The following is a 19,624-nucleotide window of genomic DNA, read 5'->3' on the forward strand; positions in this document are numbered from 1 at the left end:
GGGTTCCTGGGTCCCCGAGGGGATCAGTCGACGGCGATCTCGGCGTTGTCGGTGCCGTACACGTGGTAGTCCGGCGTGACGCCGGCCGCCTCGAGCAGGGCCTCACCGGCGGGGGTGCGCACGAACGGCAGCGGCCCGTCGGGGTTGTAGAACAGCGCCTCCACCCAGTTGAGCGTGGAGCCCGGCTGCCACGGCTCGTTCGAGGTCAGGTCGGACTCGCGGACCAGCGCGTTGTAGGCGAAGTTGCCGCCGTAGGGGGCGGCCGGCGTGTTGTTGTCCGCGGTGCTGCTGCCGTCGAGGAGCTTGATGCCGCTCGCGTCGGCGGCGGTGCGGTGGCCGGTCTCGGTGTTGTAGTTGTTGGTCTTCTGCCCGTCGAAGGTCTGCGTGTAGTAGCCCTTGTTGAGCGTCCGGTAGCGACCGCGCGGGAACGGCACGATGGCGTTCTTGCGCTGGGCCTCGGGCAGGTTCACGATCGCCGTCGGGTCGTTCTGCTGGACGTTGAACGAGTTGGGGTTGCCGCGCCCGTCGAAGGTGCCGTTGCCGGGATTCTGCCGCTTGACGTTGGCGAGGAACGTGTTCCACATGCCGGCGTCGGAGGGCAGCGTGAGCGGGACGATCGTCTCGGACGGCGCGGGACCGTCGTAGCCGGGGATCTGGCCCCAGGTCGTCCACTGCCCGGTGTAGATCTTGAGGATCGCCTCGGCGCTGAGCGTCGAGGGCGCGTTGGTGGTCGTCGCGGTCGCGATCAGCTGGCGGTCGGTCGCGATCTGGACGCGGTAGAGCTTGGTGCCCTGCTTGTTCTGGATCTGCGTCTGGTGATCGGCGTTGAGCGGGTCGGGGCTGCGGCCCACGTCGATCCAGCCCTGGTCGTCGTTGATGATCGCGTCACGGCCACCGCCGCCACCGCCGGTCGGCCGGACCACGAGGTCCTGGCCGGCGCGCAGGCCGACGGTCGGGTTGAGCAGCTTGACGTCGCCCTGCTTGATGTACTTCACGCCGTTCTCGCCGATGGTGCCGTTGCCGGTGATCGTCGGCAGCTGGCGCGGGTCGGTGTAGGCGCTGCGGCCCTGGGCGTCGCCCGAGGAGTCGAAGTTGACGAACCGGTAGCGGTTGCCGGCGGTGTTGTAGCCGGGCAGCTCGTGGTAGCCGTCGGCGAGGAAGTTGAACGAGTTCTGGATGATGTCCGACCCCGTCGCGACGACGTCGTGGGGCTGCGGGGCGGGATCGGCCTGGGCCGGCGTGAGCGAGAGCGTGAGCCCGGCCGTGGTGACCAGGCCGACGAACGCCACGGAAGCGGTCTTCCGACGAGAAAGCATCGTGCTACCTATCTGTAGTAATCCAGTAGAGATACTCCCGAGCGTGCCGAGGACGTTAGGGCCACGGCCCTCGGCGACCGGCCCGGATCTCGGGATCCGAGACCCTGGGGCCGTGGTGGCAGGGAAAGGGAGGCGGGGTGGAAGGCCCACCCGGCACTCAGAGCAGGGCGGGCAGCAAGCGGGCTCCGATCGACGAGGTGAGCCAGAGCGCGGCGACGACCGCGGGAGCACCCGCGATCCAGGCCGCCCGGCGCGACCAGCGGCTCCAGGCCGCCACGAAGCCGGCCAGGGTGGCGGTCAGCAGCAGGAGCGCCAGGGCGAGCTCGGCGAGGGTGCCGCGGTCGACGTGCGGCTCCAGCAGCTCGGGCTCGGGGTCGGGGGCCGAGCGCGGCCCGGCGGCGGCCGCTCCGGACGGCAGCTCCGCGTCGACGTACAGGGTGGCGGAGGGCTGGAGCCGGGCGAGCCGGGAGCCCTCGCCGGCCGCGGTCACCAGCGTGAGCCGCCCGGCGCCGGCCGCCGGGGCGGCGGGAGCGGGATCACCGGCCCGGCGCAGCCCGGTGACGCGGTATTCGAAGCGGCCCTGGGCGGTGGTCACCGCGACCAGCGCACCGGGCCGGATCTCCGGCAGCCGCGCGAACGGCCGGCCGTACGACACCGCGCGCCCGGCGACCACGCTGACCCCGCTCTGCCCGGGCAGCACGGTGCCGGGGCGGTGGCCCGGACCGCTCTGCAGCTGGCGCGAGCGGGTCCCCTCGACGACGACCACGGGGTCCACGCCGAGCGAGGGGATGGTGAGCAGCGCGACGGGCGCGCCGGCATCCACCGGCGCGCCCGTCGGTGCCGTGCCTTCGGCGAGCTGGGTGCGGAGCTCGCCGTACAGCACGTTCTGTGCGTGGTTCTGCTCGAAGTCGCTCAGAACCAGCAGGTACAGCAGGGACCAGCCGAGCAGCAGCGAGAGCCCCAGGAGGGCCCGGCCGCCGGCGATCCGGATGTGCTCCTCGCCGCCCCCACCCGGCGGCGGGGAGGCGTCGACCACCCCGTCGTGGACCTCGGTGCGCGCGGTGCTCATCGCGACCTCCGCGGACGCAGGCTCCAGGCCGCGGCGAGGCCGGTGCGGAGCAGGTCGAGCCAGCGCAGCACCCCGCCCGCCAGCGCGCTCAGGGCGGCCAGCAGCACCAGCGTCGGCAGGCCCACGCGACCCAGCGCCGACTGCTCCCCCGCGGTCGGCGTGAGCTGCGCCTCGACCACCGGGGCCGCGCTCGGCGCCGCACCGGCACCGTCGGCGGACGGCGCCGCCGACGGAGGTACGACGGGCGGCGCGGCGTCAGGACCGCCGGGCGTGGTGCTCGGCTTCGGCGCCGGCACCGCGGCGGAGGAGAAGTCGCATGCCTTGGCCAGGCTCGGCGAGGTCGCCGGGTCGGCGTCCAGGCGCGGCACGGCGCCCTTCTGGGTGCGGACGGCGACGACGGCGTTGGCCAGGTAGGTCCGCTCGGCGCCGAACCCGTTGGCCTCGGTCAGCGGCAGGTAGCCGGGCGGCAGCGCACCGTTGGCCTGCCCGGGCTGCTGCCCGGATCCCCCGGCGTAGCAGAGGAAGCGGGCCAGCTTGCCGGCCACCGCGGACGCGACGCCGCTGGTCGGGAACACCGCGTAGACCGGCAGCGCGCCCGGGTAGGCCTTGGTGCCCGCACCCCGGGCGAGCCCGGCCGGGTCGAGCACCCAGGTGCCCGCGTCGGCGTCCGGCTTCAGCAGGGCGACGGCGGCCTCGAGCCCGGCCGAGTCGGGGCTGGCGAAGCTGCGGCCCGCGGCGTCGGTGAAGGTCGCGCCGGGTGCGACGGTGGACGCGGTCTGCAGGTCGGCGGTGCGCAGGTTGTAGCGCCGGGCCGCCGAGAGCGAGACCAGGCCGAGCACGAAGCGGTGGCCGACGGCCTGACGGCCCTCGGTCCGCAGGGGCAGCGTGGTGTGGTCGAAGCCGTCGTAGCGGCACACGGTCGCGACCGCCGAGCTGGCGAACTGCAGGTTGAGGCTGACCGCGGCCAGGCCGGACAGCGGGTTCGCCACCAGCTGCAGGTAGGGCGTGGGGCTGTTGCGGTAGCAGGCGTTCTGGTCGATGTACCACTGCGGCGCGACGTACTCGTCGAGCAGCGGCCAGCTCTCCACCGGCAGCTCGAGCCCCTGGTAGGCCGGGTTGACCTTCATCCCCCACGGGTCGGGCGTGCCGTCGAGCCAGGCCCGCGCCTCGGGATCGGCGTCGATCCAGCGGGTCAGCGCCCACACCAGGTCGGAGTTGGACGAGAAGACCTGCAGCGCGGCCGCCGACTCCAGCGTCGTGCTCTCCGGGATGCCCGGGTTGAGCGCCCGGAACTCCGGGTCGACGGTGAGGTTGTAGGGGTTGTCGCCCAGTCCCGCATGGCCGCCGCGCACGAACGACGTCGCCGGGTACGACGCGCTCAGCAGCTTGGCGACCAGCCGCGCGTCGAGCCGCAGGCTCTCCTTGCGCTGCTTGTCGTCCCCGTCGATGGTGAACGCGATCGCGAACCCACCGAACGCGACGGGCGCCTGCGCGACCGGCCGCTTGTAGCCGCCCGCCTGCGGTGCCGAGCTGAACGCACCGGAGATCTCGCCGCGCTCGAGCAGGCTGCGCGCGAGCGACTCGGCCTGCTGCACGTGGGTGAAGGAGTAGAGCGACTTGGTCGTGCAGAACTTCGGGCGCCAGGACGCGGTCAGCTCGTTGAGCGTCACCGAGCCCATGAGCTCGAGCGGGGTCTCGGCCGACTCCGACGGGCACACCTCGGCGGTGGGCGCGAAGGACAGCGGCACCGAGATCCGGTTGCGCCAGTTGGACTCCGACCACCACAGGTTGCCGCGCACGGCCTGGTCCGAGCTGCGGGTGGTCGCAGGCTCGCCGCCCGCGTAGCTGCCGGTCCGGCGGCAGGTGGTGTCCGCCGAGGTCAGCTGGGCCTCGGTCAGCGGCACCCCGGCCTTGGTGGTCTGCGGCTGCCCGGCGGGCAGGGTGGTGCCGAAGGCGTCGCAGCTGACCCCGACGATCGGCACCGCGACCAGCGCGCAGGCCACCGTCGCCGAGCAGCCCAGCGAGGCGTTCTCGGCCTTGGTCCACACCGCGAAGTCGGCGACGCCCTTGCCGTCGGTTCCGGTGATGCCGTACGTCGTGTTGCTCGGGACGCCGCCGCGCTCGGCGGAGTCCGACTCGGGCGCGGTCGGCGTGCAGCCGGCATCCGGGTCCGGCCCGCCGTAGTACGTCGTCCCGCCCGCGGCGCGGAACGGCAGCCAGTGCGCGGTGGTCGGCTGGGCGAGCTTGGCGCAGCTCTCGGGCAGGTCCGCGGGCTCCCCCACGACGGCGCGGCGCTCGCCCGCGGCGGCGTAGGCGTCGAAGCGCCACGACGGCGTGCTGGAGGCGGCGGCGAGGTAGCGCTCGGGCGAGGTCTGGGTCCAGCACGTCTCCGGGGTGAGCCGGGCCTGCCCCTTCGGCGCCTTCGCGGCGTCGACACCGCGGCACTGGAGCAGCACGAAGGGGTACTCCTGGTTGCGGCCCTCCGAGGAGTTCGGGTCGGCGACCACGGCACCGGTCGGGATCGCGCCCTCCCAGGTCACCTTGATCTCCTGGCGCCCGCGCAGGTCGCTCGCCTGCGAGACGTGGAGCTTGACCTGGTTACGGCTGATCCGGGTGCGGGTGCCGTCGGCATCGATCGCGTAGCGCTCGGCGGTCACCGACCGGGTCAGCCCGTCGGCAGCGGCGCCGGCCGTGCCGGTGCCGGTCGGCAGCACGACCGCCAGCCCGCCGAGCACCAGCGCGAGCGCGAACAGCAGCCGCCCCGCGCGGCGACGCCCGGCGCTCATCGGGTCCGCTTCCGGCGGGCGACGGCCTGGGCCACCACCGGCGGGATGATCAGGACGCCGCCGAACAGGCCGAGCACGAGCGCGGCCAGCACCGTGGGCGGGCCCGAGCGGGCGTCGGGGTCGAGGGTCGTGGCGACGACGGAGATGCCGTCGCTCGTCGTACCGGTGCCGGTGCCGCCGTCGGCCGCGGGCGCGCCGGCCGGTGCGGCGGCGTCGGGGACGCCGTCGCCGTCGGTGTCGACGGCGGGGGCTCCCGAGCCCGCGCCCGGCGTACCGGTGCCGGCGCCGGGGGTCGGGGTGCCCGTGCCCTTGCCGCCCTTGTCGCCGGGGTTGAGGTTGAACGAGCCGACACCCTCGGCGCACGGGCCCTGACCGGGCCGGTCGCAGTCGGCCGGCATCGGCGCGATCTTGGCGAGGTAGTTCTCCGACGGCTTGCCCGGCACGAAGGTCGGGTTGTGGCAGTCCTTGACGTTCTTGATGATCGAGGCGTCGAACTGCACCTTCGGGTCGGCCAGCTTGAGCTTGTTGACCTGGGTGAAGCTCGCCTGGACCAGGTTGACCGGCAGCGGCGAGTAGCCGATCGGCCCGATGGCCGACTGGCCCACGCAGATCGCGTGCTTGAGGAAGTCCACGAGCGCCTGCCGCTTGGCCGTGGTCATCCGGGAGTCGCTCGCCGCGGTCGGGATGATCGCGTAGACGTAGGACGAGAGCACGTAGGTCCGCTTGTCCGGGTTGACGTAGACCCGGTCGAGCTTCTGGGTCAGGTAGTTCGGGTCCTGGGGGTTGTCGTTGATCTCGGCCTTGGTGAGCGCGACCGCGACGTTGTACTGCGTCGGGAGCGTGTAGTAGCCGGCCTTGTTGAGCAGCTTGGCGACCGGGTAGTCCGCGGCGAGCGGGTAGGAGTACTCCTCCATCGCGATCGCACCGACCGAGCCCTTGGACTTGAGGAAGTTCATCACGCCGTCCGAGCCGGTCTGGGCGCGCTGCTGGCCGCGCGCCTCACCGCAGTTGAGCGGGAAGTAGTCGGTGGGGGCGGCCTTGCCGCCGTTGCAGTCGCGCCACAGGCCGGCGTACTGGCTGGTCATCCAGGTGCTGAACTGGTTGGTCACGCCCGCGCCGTCGGCCCGCACCACGGGGATGATCGGGATCGACGGCAGCGCCTTGCCGTTGTTGTCGGCGGTGACCGCGGCGTCGTTCCAGTTGGTGATCTGGTTGGTGAAGATCTTGGCCAGCGTCTCCCCCGACAGCCGCAGGTTGCGCACGGGCTTGCCGCCGACCTGGATGTTGTAGGGGAACGCCGTGCCGCCCGCGACGACCGGCAGGTAGGCGAACGAGCGGCCCAGCGACGAGTCGACCGCGCCGGTCGACGGGTCCTTGCCGCGGTAGGGCGAGTCGGTCACGCCGAAGTCGGTGGACTTGTTGGCGTAGTCCTTGCGGCCCTGGGCCGCGCCGTTGGCGGTGTAGACGACCTTGAGGTCCTTGGCGTCCACCTCGGCGACCCACTGGTTGACCGCGTTGGCCGCCCAGGACGAGCCCGAGCCCTGGATCAGGGCGTACGTCGACGCGGTCGCGCTCGCCGCCCCCGGCCCGGAGAGCAGGGCGAGGTAGCCGCAGAGCAGCAGCACGATCGGGCGGGTGCCCTTGCGCAGGAGCGGGATCATCGGTTCTTCCTTCCCCTGGCAGCCAGGCGAGCGAGCAGGAACAGCGAGAGGACGACGGCGAGCAGGACGGCGGCACCGGCGTACGCGCGGTCCTCCATCTGCGGGCTGCCGGTGCTGACGGCGGCGTAGACGAACAGCGGCAGCGAGTTCATCGGGTTGTGCGTCGGGTCGGCGTTGAAGAACGTCGAGGCACCCGAGGTGAGCAGCAGCGGCGAGGTCTCGCCGACCGCACGGGCCACGCCGAGGGTCAGCGCGGTGGCCAGGCCCGGGCGGGCCGTGGGCAGGACGACCTTCCAGACGGTCTGCCAGCGCCCCGCACCCAGCGCGTACGACGCCTCGCGCAGCCCGTTGGGGACCACCCGGAGCACCACCTCGCTGGCCCGCGCCATGATCGGCAGCGCCATCACGGCCAGCGCGAGCGAGGCGGCCAGGCCGCTGGTCTCCATGCCGAGGTTGACGATCCAGACCGTGTAGATGAACAGGCCCGCCACGATCGAGGGCAGCGCGGTCATCGCCTCGACGACGGTGCGCACCAGCGCCGCACCCTTGCCGCCGACCTCGGAGATGTAGATCGCCGTGGCCAGGCCGAGGGGCATCGCGATCACGACCGCGATGCAGACCTCGATGACGGTGCCGAGGATCGCGTGCGCGATCCCGCCCTTGGTGAACGGGTCCTCGGCCTTGACCCCGGCCATGTCGTCGGTGAAGAAGTTGAGGTGGGTCAGCGCCGGCATCCCCTTCCACACCGTGGTGACCACGGTGCTCAGCAGCGCCAGGCCGACCAGGGCGGGCGCCGCCATCACGATCGCCGCGACCACCCGGTCGATGACGATCCGGCGCGGCTGGGTGAGCGCGGTCAGCGCGGCGTAGAAGGCGACGAACACGGCGTACCAGACGACGACGAAGCCGACCGCCCCCGAGAACGGCAGGATCCGGGTGTAGAGCAGCCAGGTGGTCGCGGTCGAGCCGACCAGGGCGCCGAGCAGGGTCAGCACATCCTCGCGGGTGCGGTGCCCGGCGGCGCGCAGGGTCTCCTCGACCGGAGCGGGCGGCGGCTCCGGAGCCGGCTCGGCGAGGTGGCGCGGCGCGGGGGGCGAGGTGACGCTCACAGCTCGGTCACCCCGCCCCCGCGCGAGCGGGCCACGACGACCGCGGCCAGGCTGTTGACGACCAGGGTCATCACGAAGAGCACGAAGCCCGCGGTCAGCAGCGCCGAGAGCTGCGCCGGCGAGGCCTCCTTGAAGCCGGAGGCGATGAGCGCCGAGATGGTCGCCGTCCCGGACTCCAGCACGTAGGGCTTGATCTCGAAGGCTTGCGAGATGACCATCACCACCGAGATCGTCTCGCCGAGCGCGCGGCCCAGCGCGAGCATCGTGCCGCCGATGATGCCGCCGCGGCCGAACGGCAGCACGACCGTGCGCACCATCGACCAGCGCGTCGCGCCGAGCGCGAGCGCCGCCTCCTTCTCCCCCACCGGCGCCTCGGAGAACACCTCGCGCATCACCGAGGTCGCCATCGGGAAGATCATCATCGCCACCGCCAGCGCGGCGATCGCGGCCGATCCGGCGTACGCCGGGTAGCCGGGCGCCTGGTTCCAGATCGGGTAGTCCACGTCGGTGCGCACGTGGAAGAACGGGATCCAGTCGAAGTACCTGCTGATCCAGTGGGTCACCCGCGTCGCGTGCGGCTGGATGACGATGAGCACCCACAGGCCGAACACGATCCCCGGCACCGCAGCCATCAGGTCGACCATCCGCACCAGCAGCGGACGCGCCCACGACGGTGCCCAGTCGGTGATGAACAGCGCGGTCAGCAGCGAGAGCGGGAACGCCAGCAGCAGCGCGATGACCGCGACCTGGATCGTGCCGAGCAGCACCGCGGCGATGCCGACGATGTCCTGGCTCGGCAGCCAGCGGTACTCGGTGAAGAACGAGAGCCCGTAGTGCTGGAGCGTCGGGATCGACTGGTAGCCCAGGAAGACCCCGATGCTCCCGGTGATCACCAGGACCAGGAACGCGAGCACCCGCACGACGTGCAGGAAGGTCCGGTCCTGGAGCGAGTAGCGGACCGCCAGCGTGCGCGGCACGTCCTGCTCGCCGTGCTCAGCGTGGTCACCGCCGTCCCACGGCTCGTCCGGCGAGGTCGCCGCCGGTGGCGACGTGGCGTTGTACGGCATGACGGGGCACCCCTACCCGCTCGGGGCCCCCGATGGCCGATCCAACTCGTGACGCTAAGTCTAGTAGATCGGCTGTATTAAGTTGTTAAATTGAGATCAGATCGTGGACGAGCCGTTCTCGGGCTCCTCGGCCGCCTCGGGCTCCTCGACCGCGTCGGGCTCCTCGACCGCGTCGGGCGCCTCGGGCTCGTCGCCGGGCACCCGCCCGTCGACGTACACGCTCTCCTCGCGGCCGGGCCGGTTCTTGGTCGCCCAGACGTAGTAGGCGGCGGCGATCACGAAGAGCACGATCGAGGTCCACACGTTGAACCGCAGGCCGAGCACGTCGTTGAGCTGGACGTCGTCGATCCGCAGGTCCTCGATCCAGCCGCGGCCCAGGGTGTAGGCCATGACGTAGACGGCCATCACCCGGCCGTGGCCCAGGCGGAAGCGGCGGTCGAGCCAGATGATGAGCGCGAAGGCGGCCAGGTTCCACAGGCACTCGTAGAGGAAGGTCGGGTGGAAGGTGACGAAGTCCGGCACCACGCCGCCGCTGGCGGCGAGCCGGTCCTGGTAGTCCGAGCTGGCCTTGTAGGCAGCGCTGAAGTGGTCGCTGTCGATCTTCAGGCCCCACGGCAGGTCGGTCGGGCGGCCGTAGAGCTCCTGGTTGAACCAGTTGCCCCAGCGGCCGATCGCCTGGCCGACCAGGACGCCGGGCGCCAGCGCGTCGAGCAGCGGGAGCAGCTTGATGCCCTTGCGGCGCGCGCCGATCCAGGCACCGAGCGCGCCGAGGCCGACGCCGCCCCAGATGCCGAGGCCGCCGTGCCACACGTAGAGGGCGTCGATCGGGCTGCCGCCCTCGCCGAAGTACTTCTCCCAGTCGGTGGCGACGTGGTAGAGCCGGGCGCCGACGATGCCGAAGGGCACCGCCCAGATGGCGATGTCCTGGACCTCGCCGATCGTGCCGCCGCGGGCCTTCCAGCGCTTCTCGCCGATCCAGATGGCCACGACGATGCCGAGGATGATGCACAGCGCGTAGCCGCGCAGGGGGAAGGCACCGATGTGCCACACGCCGTTGGCCGGGCTCGGGATGCTGGCGGCGATGATCTGGGGCAGCACGTCGGCTCCTGGGGTCACGGACTCAGTCCTCGGTCAGCAGGGTGTGGATGTCCGCGGCGAACTCCGTGCTGGAGGTCTCCTGGTTCCACAGGGCGACGGCCTTGCCGCCGTGGTCGATGGCCAGGGTGAACGTCGAGTGCCCGCCCAGGTCGTAGCCGCCGGAGGGCAGCTTCTTGCCGTCGTTGACGTAGACCGCCAGCGGCTTGCCGACGGCGATGATCGTGTCGAGGTCCCCGGTCAGGCCGATGAACGACTTGTTGTAGCCGTCGAGGTACTTGCGCAGCGCCTTGGCGGTGTCCCGGCTGGGGTCGGTGGTCACGAAGGCGACGTCGACCTTGGCCCGGTCGGCGTCGTCGAGCCGGTTGAGCGCGGCGGCGATGTTGTTCATCACCATCGGGCAGTAGTCCGCGCAGTGGGTGTAGCCGAAGAAGACCAGCGTCATCGGCTTGTCCGTCGCGGCCAGCGAGTAGTCGTGGCCCGCGGTGTCGCTGAGCGCGATGTCCGGCGCGGTGTAGGGGTTGTCGAGCCGGCTCCCGGTGAACTTCGCCGGGTCGCTGCCGGCGCAGGCGGCCAGCCCGAGGCCGAGGACGACGAGCAGCGCGGTCAGCGCGCCGCCCCGGGTGAACGGGCTACGCACGCACGCCCCCGGCGAGCTCCTCGGTCAGGGACCGCAGCGCGGCGAGACCGGCGGCGCGGTCGCCGGGGTGGTCGAGCAGCGTGCGCACGAAGGCGGAGCCCACGATCACCCCGTCGGCGTACGCCGCCAGCGCGGCCGCCTGGGCACCGGAGCTGACCCCGACGCCCACGCCGACCGGCAGGTCGGTGGTCGCCTTGGTCCGCGCGATCAGCGGGGCCACGCCCTCGGCGGTCGCCTGCTTGGTGCCGGTCACGCCCATGATGCCGGTGGCGTAGACGAAGCCGCGCGAGGCGGCCGTGGTCATTGCGATCCGCTCGTCGGTCGAGGAGGGCGCGACGAGGAAGACCTTGTCGAGGTCGTGCGCGTCGGCGGCGGCGATCCACTCGGGCGCGAAGTCGGGGGTCAGGTCGGGCGTGATCAGGCCCGCGCCGCCGGCGCCGGCCAGGTCGCGCGCGAACCGCTCGACGCCGTACTTCTCGACCGGGTTCCAGTAGGTCATCACGAGCGTGGGCGTGCCGGTCGCGGCGACCGCCTCGACGACGCGGAGCACGTCGGCGGTGCGGACACCGGCGTCGAGCGCCTGCTGGGCGGCGGCCTGGATGGTCGGACCGTCCATCACCGGGTCGCTGTAGGGCAGCCCGATCTCGATCACGTCGCAGCCGGACTCGACCATCACGGTGAGCGCGGCGATGCTGCCCTCGACGTCGGGGAAGCCCGCCGGCAGGTAGCCGACCAGCGCGGCGCGCCCCTCGGCCCGCGCCCGGTCGAACGCGGTGCTGCTGACGGTCACTTCTTCTCCCCCGCCTCGCCCAGGTGGAACCACTCCATCGCGGTGCCCATGTCCTTGTCGCCTCGCCCCGAGAGGTTGACCAGGATCGTCTGGCCCGGGCGCTCCCGGGCGACCCGCAGCGCGCCGGCGACGGCGTGCGCGGACTCGATCGCGGGGATGATCCCCTCGGTCCGGGCCAGCAGCGCCATCGCCTCCATCGCCTCGGCGTCGGTCACCGGCAGGTACGTCGCCCGCCCACCCGCGGCCAGCGCGGAGTGCTGCGGCCCGACCCCCGGGTAGTCCAGGCCCGCCGAGATCGAGTGCGACTCGACGGTCTGGCCGTCCTCGTCCTGGAGCACGAACGTGCGCGCCCCGTGCAGGACGCCGATGGAACCCGCGAAGATCGTCGCGGCGTGCCGGCCGGTCTCGACGCCGTCACCGCCGGCCTCGAAGCCGTAGATGTCGACCTCGGGGTCGTCGACGAAGCCGGCGAACAGGCCGATCGCGTTGGACCCGCCGCCCACGCAGGCGGCGACGGCGTCCGGGAGGGCGCCGTACTGGTCGAGGCACTGCTGGCGCGCCTCGTCGCCGATGCCGCGCACGAAGCTCAGCACCAGGCTCGGGAACGGGTGCGGGCCGGCCGCCGTACCGAAGAGGTAGGCGGTCTCGTCGACGCTGGCGACCCAGTCGCGCAGCGCCTCGTTGATGGCGTCCTTGAGCGTGCGCGAGCCGCTCTTGACCGGGATCACCTCGGCGCCGAGGAGCTGCATGCGGGCCACGTTGAGCGCCTGGCGCTCGGTGTCGACCTCGCCCATGTAGACGGTGCAGTCGAGCCCGAGGTAGGCCGCGGCGGTCGCGCTGGCGACGCCGTGCTGGCCCGCGCCGGTCTCGGCGATGACCCGGGTCTTGCCCATCCGCTGGGTGAGCAGGGCCTGGCCGAGCACGTTGCGGATCTTGTGGGCGCCGGTGTGGTTGAGGTCCTCGCGCTTGAGCAGGATCCGGGCGCCGGCGTGCTCGGAGAGCCGGGTGGCGTCGTAGAGCATGCTCGGCACACCCGCGTAGTCGACGAGCAGCCGCTCGAACTCACCCGTGAACGCCGGGTCGGCCATCGCCTCGCGCCAGGCCACGTCGAGCTCGTCGAGCGCTGCGATCAGCGCCTCCGGCATGAAGCGGCCGCCGAAGGCGCCCGCTCCACCGAACCAGCCGAGCGGGTCGGCGTCGAACTTGCTCATCGGGTGATTCCTGTCATCGCGGCGACCGCCTCGCGCGGAGCGCCGTCCTTGACGAGCGCCTCACCGACGAGCACCACGCTGGCACCCTCGGCGACGAACCGCTCGACGTCTCGTGGTCCGAAGATGCCGGACTCGGCGACCTTGACCCGGTCGTCGGGGATGAGGGGCGCGAGCCGGCCGAAGACGTCGAGGTCGATCTCGAGCGTCTTGAGGTTGCGCGCGTTGACACCGATCAGCTCGGCGCCCACCTCGACCGCACGAGCGGTCTCCTCCTCGTCGTGGACCTCCATCAGCACGGTCAGCCCCAGCTCGCGGGCGTAGTCGTGCAGCTGGGCCAACCGGGCACCCGGCAGCGAGACCGCCATGAGCAGCGCCAGGTCGGCGCCGGCCGCACGGGCCTCGAGCAGCTGGTACTCGGTGACGATGAAGTCCTTGCGCAGCACCGGTACGCCGACCGTCGCGCGCACCGTGCGCAGGTCGTCGAGGCTGCCCCCGAACCGGCGCTGCTCGGTGAGCACGCTGATCGCGCCGGCCCCGCCGGCGGCGTACTCAGCGGCCAGGGCGGCAGGATCGGGGATCTCGGCCAGCGCGCCCTTGCTCGGGCTCTTGCGCTTGACCTCGGCGATCACGCTCGACCCGGCCCCGCGGAAGTGCGGCATCGGGTCCCGGGGCGGATCGACGTCCGCCAGGGCGGCACGCAGGTCCGCCTCCGAGGTGGTGGCCTGACGCACGGCGAGATCCTCGAGCACTCCGGCGACGATCCCGTCGAGCACCGTGGGCTGGGAAGCCTGGGGGGCCGACATTGCGCCTCCGTCACGTCTCTCTTGCGGGCAGGGTCCGACGGCGGCAAAGCGCCGGCGGTGGTGTCGAGTGTGGCACGCGACGGTTAGGGTTCCACACACCGCCCGGAACTCGGCCGGCCGAATGACATCTGAAACACGCAGGAGGAACCGACGTGAGCTACAACGAGCCGCCCAACTACGGCACTCCCCCGCCGCCCGCGCCCGGTGGGTACGGCGCCGGTGGCTATGGCGGTGGCGGAGACCACCCCCAGGGCACCACCATCCTGATCCTCGGCATCCTCGGCCTGGTCTGCTGTGGCCCGCTCGGCATCGCCGCCTGGGTCATGGGCAACAAGGCGATCGCCGAGATCGACGCCAACCCCAGCGCCTACAACAACCGCGGCACGGTCAACGCCGGCCGGATCTGCGGCATGATCGCCTCGATCCTCATGGTCGTCGGCATCGTGGTCTACGGCATCATCTTCATCATCGCGCTCGGCAACAGCTGACCGAGCCCGCCGTACGCAACGCCGACGCCCCCTGTCCCGGTCGGGACAGGGGGCGTCGGTGCGTCAGGGGGCCAGAGGATCAGGGGGCGAGCCAGGCGCCGTAGGGCGTGTTGCGCAGGACGGTGAAGACCACCATCACCACGATCACCACCGCGCTGACCCGGGCGACCCGGCCGCTGTCGGGGTCCCAGGCGCGACCGGTCCAGCGTCCGGCGCTCCAGCGCCAGAACACCCACGCGAACAGGGGGATCACGGCCAGGAAGAGCAGGTTGCTCGACGCCGCATCGGCCAGCCGCAGGTTGCTGAGGTCGTTGACCGCGCGCAGGCCACCGCAGCCGGGGCAGGAGAAGCCCAGCGCCGCGGTCGGGCACATGCCCCAGGTGCCCTGGTCGTGCGGGTCACGGAAGTGCAGGGCCACCGTGGCCGCGGTGATCCCGCCGGCCACGAGCAGCGGCGGCAGCATCCGCCGCCGGCGCGAAGGAGCGCCGGTGGGAGCGGGTGCGGCCGTGAGGGTCATCTCCGAGGAGCGCCCTGGCTCAGTGGCCCGCCTCGTGGAAGCCCATCTTGGCCATAACCACGAAGACGACGCCGCCGGCGAGCACGACCGCGGTGCCGATCCAGAAGAGCGGCCAGCTCAGCGGCGTGATGGACATGCCGATCGCGCCCACGACGAAGCCGACCAGCGAGACAAGGACGGCGGTCCAGGCAGCAGGGGTGTTGCCGTGGTTGTCGGCCATGGAAGTGCTCCTCGATGAGTCGGTCGGGTCGTGCGGGTCCGATTCTAGGGCTACGGCTCCGGCAGGGGCCGCGTGGGGAGGGGCTGTCGTGCGGTGCGTCGTCCCGGTGCGTGCATGAGTGCCGCCGACGAGGGAGGCGGGCCGGAGGCCCGTCGACCGAGGAGAAGGTGCTCAGGTGCGTGCTGGGGCGGCGCACCGCCGGCATGTCCTCCCCACGCGGCCCCTCAGTCGGCCGTAGGGTCGCCCCCCTCGTCCAGGGACTTCCACAGGTCGAGGTTCGACTGCTCCTCCGGCTCCTTGCCGGCCGCGGTCGTGGCGGCGCCCGAGGTCGGGGCGTCGTAGCGGCTGCCCATCTCGGGCCACGAGGGCACCAGGCGCACCGCGAGGCCGGCCGCGACGAGCGCGACGAGAGCGCCGAGCAGGGCGACCCAGAGCCAGGAGGTACGGCCGGCGTCCACGGCGGAGCCGTCGAGGCCGAGGCGGGCGGCGAGGTCGGTGGAGGCCTGGTCGTCCTGGACGAAGCCGCCGACCACGACCACGGCGAAGATGCCGGCGGCCGCGAGGAGGCCGAGCGCGGCGACCACGCGGCGTACCCAGCCGCGGGTCACGAGCAGCACGCCCCAGCAGGCCAGGGCGACGAGGGCCAGGGCGCCCGCGAGCGGGAACTCGACCGAGCGGTCGGCCACGCTGGGGGCGATGCCGCCGGCCGCGCGGAGCGTGGCCTCGGGGATGGTGAGCATCTCCTTGTGGCCGCCGATGGCGGCGGCGCCGCTGCCGACCAGGCCGAGGAGGACGACGGGGCCGAAGGCGCGACGGGCGCGGGACTCAGCCATCGATGAGGCCCTCGTCGAAGCAGGTGCGCGCCCCGGTGTGGCAGGCGACGCCGACCTGGTCGACCTTGACCAGCAGGGTGTCGCCGTCGCAGTCGAGGCGGACCTCCTTGACCTGCTGGGGGTTGCCCGAGGTCTCGCCCTTGACCCAGTACTCCTGGCGCGACCGGCTCCAGTACGTCGCCCGCCCGGTGCTGAGCGTGCGGTGCAGCGCCTCGTCGTCCATCCAGGCCAGCATCAGCACCTCGCCGGTGTCGTGCTGCTGCACGATCGCGGGCACCAGCCCGTCGGAGGTGCGCTTGAGGCGGTCGGCAACGGCGGAGGGAAGGCTCACGGGCTCCATTATCCGTGCTGGGCCACCCACGAGGCGTGCAGCCTCGCGTAAGGGGTGTCCGGCTGGGCCACGAGCGCGGCGTGCGGCCCGTGCTGGACGATCCGGCCCCGGTCGACGACGACCACCACGTCGGCGGCCTCGGCGGTGGAGAGCCGGTGCGCGATGGTGACCGAGGTGCGCCCGCTCATCAGGCGCTCCAGGGCCCGGGCGATCCGGGTCTCCAGGGCGGGGTCGACGGCGCTGGTGGCCTCGTCGAGCACGAGCAGGTCGGGGTCGGCGAGCTGGGCGCGCAGCAGCGCGACGAGCTGGCGCTCCCCCGCCGAGAGCGACTCGCCGCGCTGGCCCACGCGGGTCGCGACGCCGTCGGGCAGGCCGGCCACCCAGTCGCCGAGGCCGATCGTGTCGGCGGCGGCGAGGATCTCGGCCTCGCTCGCGCCGAGCCGGCCGTAGCGGACGTTCGCGGCCAGGGTGTCGTCGAAGAGGAAGCCCTCCTGGGGCACGAGCACCACGCTGCTGCGCAGGGCGCTCTCGGCGACCTCGCGCAGGTCGATCCCGTCGAGCAGGACCCGGCCGCGGTCGGGGTCCATCAGGCGGGTGAGCAGCTTGGCGACGGTGGACTTGCCCGAGCCGGTCTCGCCGACGACCGCGACCCGCTGGCCGGCCGGGATCACCAGGTCGATGTCGGAGAGGACCTCCGCGCCACCGGGGTAGGCGAAGCCGACCCCCTCGAAGCGGACGTCGATCGCGCCCCGGGGCAGCGTCTTGCCGTCGGGGCCCGGGTCGACCAGGTCGGCCGGGGTGTCGAGGATGCCGATCACGCGGCGCCAGCCGGCGATGGCGTTCTGGGCGTCGGTGAGGATCTGGGTGCCCATCTGGACCGGGCCGACGAACAGGGTGACCAGGAAGGCGAACGCCAGCACCTCGCCGGCGGTGATCCCGTCGCCCCAGGCGAAGCCCTGGCCCAGCCAGATGCCGACGATGAGCACGCCCGCGTTGGCGAAGCCGGCCGAGATGCCGCCGAGGCTGAACGAGAAGGCCGTGAACCCCTGGGCCCGCGTGCTCGCCGCCTTGTGCACGGCGATCGCGGTGTCGATGCGCTCCTGGGTGCGGTCCTCGATGGCGTAGGCCTTGACCACGGTCGCGCCCACCACCGGCTCGGAGACGGCCGAGAGCAGCAGGCCGACCTGGCGTCGTACGGTGCCGTAGGCGGCGGCCAGCTTGCGCTGGAAGTAGCGCAGGCTCAGGAACAGCGGCGCGAAGCAGACCCAGACCACGATCGTGAGCTGCCAGCTGTAGACCACCATCACCACGGTCGCGATGAGCATCTGGCCGATGCTGACCACGAACAACAGGCCGCCGAACACGAGGAACTGGCTGACCTGGTCGACGTCGCTGGTCACCCGCGAGACCAGGGCGCCGCGGCGCTCGGTGTTCTGGGTGAGCAGCGGGAGGTCGTGGACGTGGCGGAACGCCTTGACCCGCAGCGTGGCCAGGCCGCGCTCGGCGGTCGAGAACAGCCGCGCCGTCATCGCGTACGACGCCCAGCTGGTCGCCACGATCGCCAGCCCCGCCGCGAGCGCGAGCCAGGTCGTGAACGACACGTCCGGCCCGTCGGGACCGTGCAGCCCCTTGTCGATCGTCTGCTGGACCGCGATCGGGACGACCACCTGGCCGACCGAGGCGATGACCGCGAGGGTCAGCGTCCAGCCGATGCCCTCGGTGAGCTCGGGCGAGTGCCGGATGCCGCGGCGGATGGTCTCCCAGGCGCCGATCTCGTCACCGGTGCTGAGCCGCGTCTGCTCGGGGGCGCGCAGGGTGGTGCTCATCGGGTCACCTCGGCGGCCTCGGTCTCGTAGGCGTTGACGAGGTGGGCGTAGTCGGCGTTGCGCGCGACCAGCTCGTCGTGCGGGCCGCGGTCGGCGATCCGGCCGTCGACCAGGAAGAGCACCTCGTCGGCCAGGCCGATCGTCGCCTTGCGGTAGGCGACGACGACCAGCGTCGTGTCGCCCTCGCCCAGGCCGGCCAGGATGCGGGCCTCGACCTCGGGGTCGACGGCCGAGGTGGCGTCGTCGAGGACGAGGAGCCGCGGGCGCCGGACGAGCGCGCGGGCGAGCGAGAGCCGCTGGCGCTGGCCGCCGGAGAGCGAGGTGCCGCGCTCGCCGAGGCGGGTGTCGAGGCCGTCGGGCAGGGCCGCGACGAAGCCGTCGGCCTGGGCCGTGCGCAGCGCCGCCCACACGTCGTCGTCGCCGACGTCCGCGCCGAGGGTGACATTGCCGCGCACGGTGTCGTCGAAGAGGAACGCCGTCTGCGGGACCACGGCGAGCACCTGGGCCAGCGCGCCGTGGCGCAGCTCGCGCAGGTCGGTGCCGTCGACCCGGATCGCGCCCTCGTCGACGTCGACCAGGCGCGAGAGCAGCGTGGTGAGGGTGCTCTTGCCGGACGCCGTCGCGCCGACGAGCGCGACCGTGCGGCCGGGCTCGACGTCGAAGGACAGGTCGCGCAGCAGGGTGCGGTCGGCGTCGTAGGCGAACGCGGCGCGCTCGACCTCGAGCCGGGCGCCTCCGGGGGCGCGGGGGGCGGGCGCGTCGCCGTACTCCATGGCGCCGGTGGCGCCGAGGACGGCGGCCACCCGGCGGTAGCCGACCACGCTGCGCGGGAAGTCGCCCAGCAGCCAGCCGATGGAGCGGATCGGGAACGACACGACGGTCAGCAGGTAGGCCACCGTCACGACGTCGCCGGCCACGGTCGCGCCGGACACGACGCGGTGGACGCCGGCGACCAGGACGACGAGCACCGCGAGGTTGGGCAGCGCGGCGAGCGTCGGGTCGAAGGCGGCGCGGATCCGGCCGACCCGGATGTTGGCCTCGCGCAGCTGCTCGGCCTTGGCCTTGAACCGCGCGGTCTCCTCGGGCTCGCGCCCGAGGGTCTTGACGACGAGCGCGCCGTCGAAGGACTCGTGGGCGATCTCGGAGAGCTCGGCGCGCAGCTCCTGGGCCCGGGTGGCCCAGCCCTGGGCGAGGCGTTGGTAGACGACGTTGACGCCGATCACGAGCGGGAAGACGAGCAGCCCGACCGCGGCCAGGACCAGGTCGGTGAGGAGCATCTGGACGACGGCGATGACCATCATCGCGACGGTGCCGACCGCCATCGGCAGCGGCGCGATCGGGCCCCAGGCCGCTTCGACGTCGGCGTTGGCGTTGGAGAGGAGCTCACCGGTGGGGTGCTTCTGGTGCCAGGCCATCGGCAGCCGCAGGTACTGGCGCGTGACCGCGCGGCGGCTGTGCGCCTGCATGCGGTACTGCATGACGCCCGCGCCCAGGCGGCGCGCGACGATGCCGACCGCGCGCAGGATCGCGACGCCGATGAACAGCCCGAGCACCGCCCAGAGCAGGCCGGAGCCGATCTCGCCGTCGCGGAAGGCGGGGAGCACGACGTGGTCCGTCGCCCATCCCAGCACCCACGCGTCGGCGACGGTGAGCGCTCCGAAGAGCACGCTGCCGACCGTGGACGCCGTGAAGATCCAGGGCTCGCGCTTGATCGCGACCCAGAGGACACCGAACCCTGCCGATGTCGTCCCTGTGCCGCTGCTGCTCTCGCTCGCCACCCGCTCCTGCTCTCCGCTCCACCGCACCGCACCCGCACACCCGCGCCTCGCGTGGGCAGGGGCGCAACCAGGCACAACCCCCGG

At 72.7% G+C, this 19,624-nt stretch carries 18 protein-coding genes; 1 reads left to right on the forward strand and 17 read right to left on the reverse strand.

The genetic code is table 11. The features are described 5' to 3' along the window. Positions 1-23 precede the first annotated feature (23 nt). The 11 genes from CCO04_RS15880 to trpC form a co-directional block, all read right to left on the reverse strand. Positions 24-1,316, reverse strand: a complete 1,293-nt coding sequence (locus CCO04_RS15880; protein WP_215815111.1) for a substrate-binding domain-containing protein — start codon at positions 1,314-1,316, stop codon at positions 24-26. 157 nt (positions 1,317-1,473) lie between these two features. After that, on the reverse strand, positions 1,474-2,385 hold the full coding sequence (locus CCO04_RS15885) for a sortase (protein WP_215815112.1): 912 nt from the start codon (positions 2,383-2,385) through the stop codon (positions 1,474-1,476). Further along, entirely contained in the window at positions 2,382-5,171 is a 2,790-nt protein-coding gene (locus CCO04_RS15890) for a hypothetical protein (protein WP_215815113.1), read from the reverse strand. Before CCO04_RS15890 ends, CCO04_RS15885 begins: the two co-directional genes overlap by 4 nt. Next, positions 5,168-6,832 carry a substrate-binding domain-containing protein gene (locus CCO04_RS15895; RefSeq protein ID WP_215815114.1) on the reverse strand — a complete coding sequence of 555 codons (1,665 nt, stop codon included), beginning with the start codon at positions 6,830-6,832 and terminating at the stop codon, positions 5,168-5,170. The genes CCO04_RS15890 and CCO04_RS15895 overlap by 4 nt, the downstream gene beginning before the upstream one ends. Continuing rightward, the gene (gene pstA / locus CCO04_RS15900; protein ID WP_308281265.1) at positions 6,829-7,941 is read right to left on the reverse strand and encodes a phosphate ABC transporter permease PstA; all 1,113 of its coding nucleotides are present in this window, start codon (positions 7,939-7,941) and stop codon (positions 6,829-6,831) included. The genes CCO04_RS15895 and pstA overlap by 4 nt, the downstream gene beginning before the upstream one ends. Further along, positions 7,938-9,008, reverse strand: a complete 1,071-nt coding sequence (gene pstC, locus CCO04_RS15905; RefSeq protein WP_215815115.1) for a phosphate ABC transporter permease subunit PstC — start codon at positions 9,006-9,008, stop codon at positions 7,938-7,940. Before pstC ends, pstA begins: the two co-directional genes overlap by 4 nt. A gap of 96 nt (positions 9,009-9,104) precedes the next feature. Continuing rightward, the gene (gene lgt, locus CCO04_RS15910; protein WP_308281267.1) at positions 9,105-10,124 is read right to left on the reverse strand and encodes a prolipoprotein diacylglyceryl transferase; all 1,020 of its coding nucleotides are present in this window, start codon (positions 10,122-10,124) and stop codon (positions 9,105-9,107) included. A 4-nt stretch (positions 10,125-10,128) separates the two neighbouring features. Beyond that, positions 10,129-10,743: an SCO family protein gene (locus CCO04_RS15915; protein WP_215815116.1), complete on the reverse strand. Its 615-nt coding sequence runs from the start codon at positions 10,741-10,743 to the stop codon at positions 10,129-10,131. Beyond that, positions 10,736-11,533, reverse strand: a complete 798-nt coding sequence (trpA, locus tag CCO04_RS15920; RefSeq protein ID WP_215815117.1) for a tryptophan synthase subunit alpha — start codon at positions 11,531-11,533, stop codon at positions 10,736-10,738. The genes CCO04_RS15915 and trpA overlap by 8 nt, the downstream gene beginning before the upstream one ends. Next, positions 11,530-12,744: a tryptophan synthase subunit beta gene (gene trpB / locus CCO04_RS15925; protein ID WP_215815118.1), complete on the reverse strand. Its 1,215-nt coding sequence runs from the start codon at positions 12,742-12,744 to the stop codon at positions 11,530-11,532. Before trpB ends, trpA begins: the two co-directional genes overlap by 4 nt. Beyond that, the gene (trpC, locus tag CCO04_RS15930) at positions 12,741-13,547 is read right to left on the reverse strand and encodes an indole-3-glycerol phosphate synthase TrpC (RefSeq protein ID WP_215815119.1); all 807 of its coding nucleotides are present in this window, start codon (positions 13,545-13,547) and stop codon (positions 12,741-12,743) included. Before trpC ends, trpB begins: the two co-directional genes overlap by 4 nt. A 152-nt stretch (positions 13,548-13,699) precedes the next feature. On the opposite strand from trpC, the gene CCO04_RS15935 reads away from it, so the two are divergent. Then, complete coding sequence (locus CCO04_RS15935) at positions 13,700-14,035, forward strand: DUF4190 domain-containing protein (protein ID WP_215815120.1); 336 nt, start codon at positions 13,700-13,702, stop codon at positions 14,033-14,035. Positions 14,036-14,114: 79 nt separating this feature from the next. Here the strand turns inward: CCO04_RS15935 and CCO04_RS15940 are convergent, their stop codons facing one another. The 6 genes from CCO04_RS15940 to CCO04_RS15965 all read right to left on the reverse strand — a co-directional run bounded on the left by CCO04_RS15940 (position 14,115) and on the right by CCO04_RS15965 (position 19,540). After that, positions 14,115-14,552: a DUF2752 domain-containing protein gene (locus CCO04_RS15940; protein ID WP_215815121.1), complete on the reverse strand. Its 438-nt coding sequence runs from the start codon at positions 14,550-14,552 to the stop codon at positions 14,115-14,117. A gap of 19 nt (positions 14,553-14,571) precedes the next feature. Beyond that, positions 14,572-14,772, reverse strand: a complete 201-nt coding sequence (locus CCO04_RS15945) for an HGxxPAAW family protein (protein WP_215815122.1) — start codon at positions 14,770-14,772, stop codon at positions 14,572-14,574. Positions 14,773-14,996: 224 nt separating this feature from the next. Continuing rightward, complete coding sequence (locus tag CCO04_RS15950; RefSeq protein ID WP_215815123.1) at positions 14,997-15,605, reverse strand: Trp biosynthesis-associated membrane protein; 609 nt, start codon at positions 15,603-15,605, stop codon at positions 14,997-14,999. Beyond that, entirely contained in the window at positions 15,598-15,945 is a 348-nt protein-coding gene (hisI, locus tag CCO04_RS15955; RefSeq protein ID WP_215815124.1) for a phosphoribosyl-AMP cyclohydrolase, read from the reverse strand. Before hisI ends, CCO04_RS15950 begins: the two co-directional genes overlap by 8 nt. Further along, entirely contained in the window at positions 15,945-17,762 is a 1,818-nt protein-coding gene (locus CCO04_RS15960) for an ABC transporter ATP-binding protein (protein WP_215815125.1), read from the reverse strand. The genes hisI and CCO04_RS15960 overlap by 1 nt, the downstream gene beginning before the upstream one ends. Continuing rightward, the gene (locus CCO04_RS15965) at positions 17,759-19,540 is read right to left on the reverse strand and encodes an ABC transporter ATP-binding protein (RefSeq protein ID WP_215815126.1); all 1,782 of its coding nucleotides are present in this window, start codon (positions 19,538-19,540) and stop codon (positions 17,759-17,761) included. The genes CCO04_RS15960 and CCO04_RS15965 overlap by 4 nt, the downstream gene beginning before the upstream one ends. Positions 19,541-19,624 lie beyond the last annotated feature (84 nt).

Origin of the sequence: Pimelobacter sp. 30-1, from assembly GCF_018831735.1 — a bacterium.
Classification (GTDB): Bacteria; Actinomycetota; Actinomycetes; order Propionibacteriales; family Nocardioidaceae; genus Nocardioides.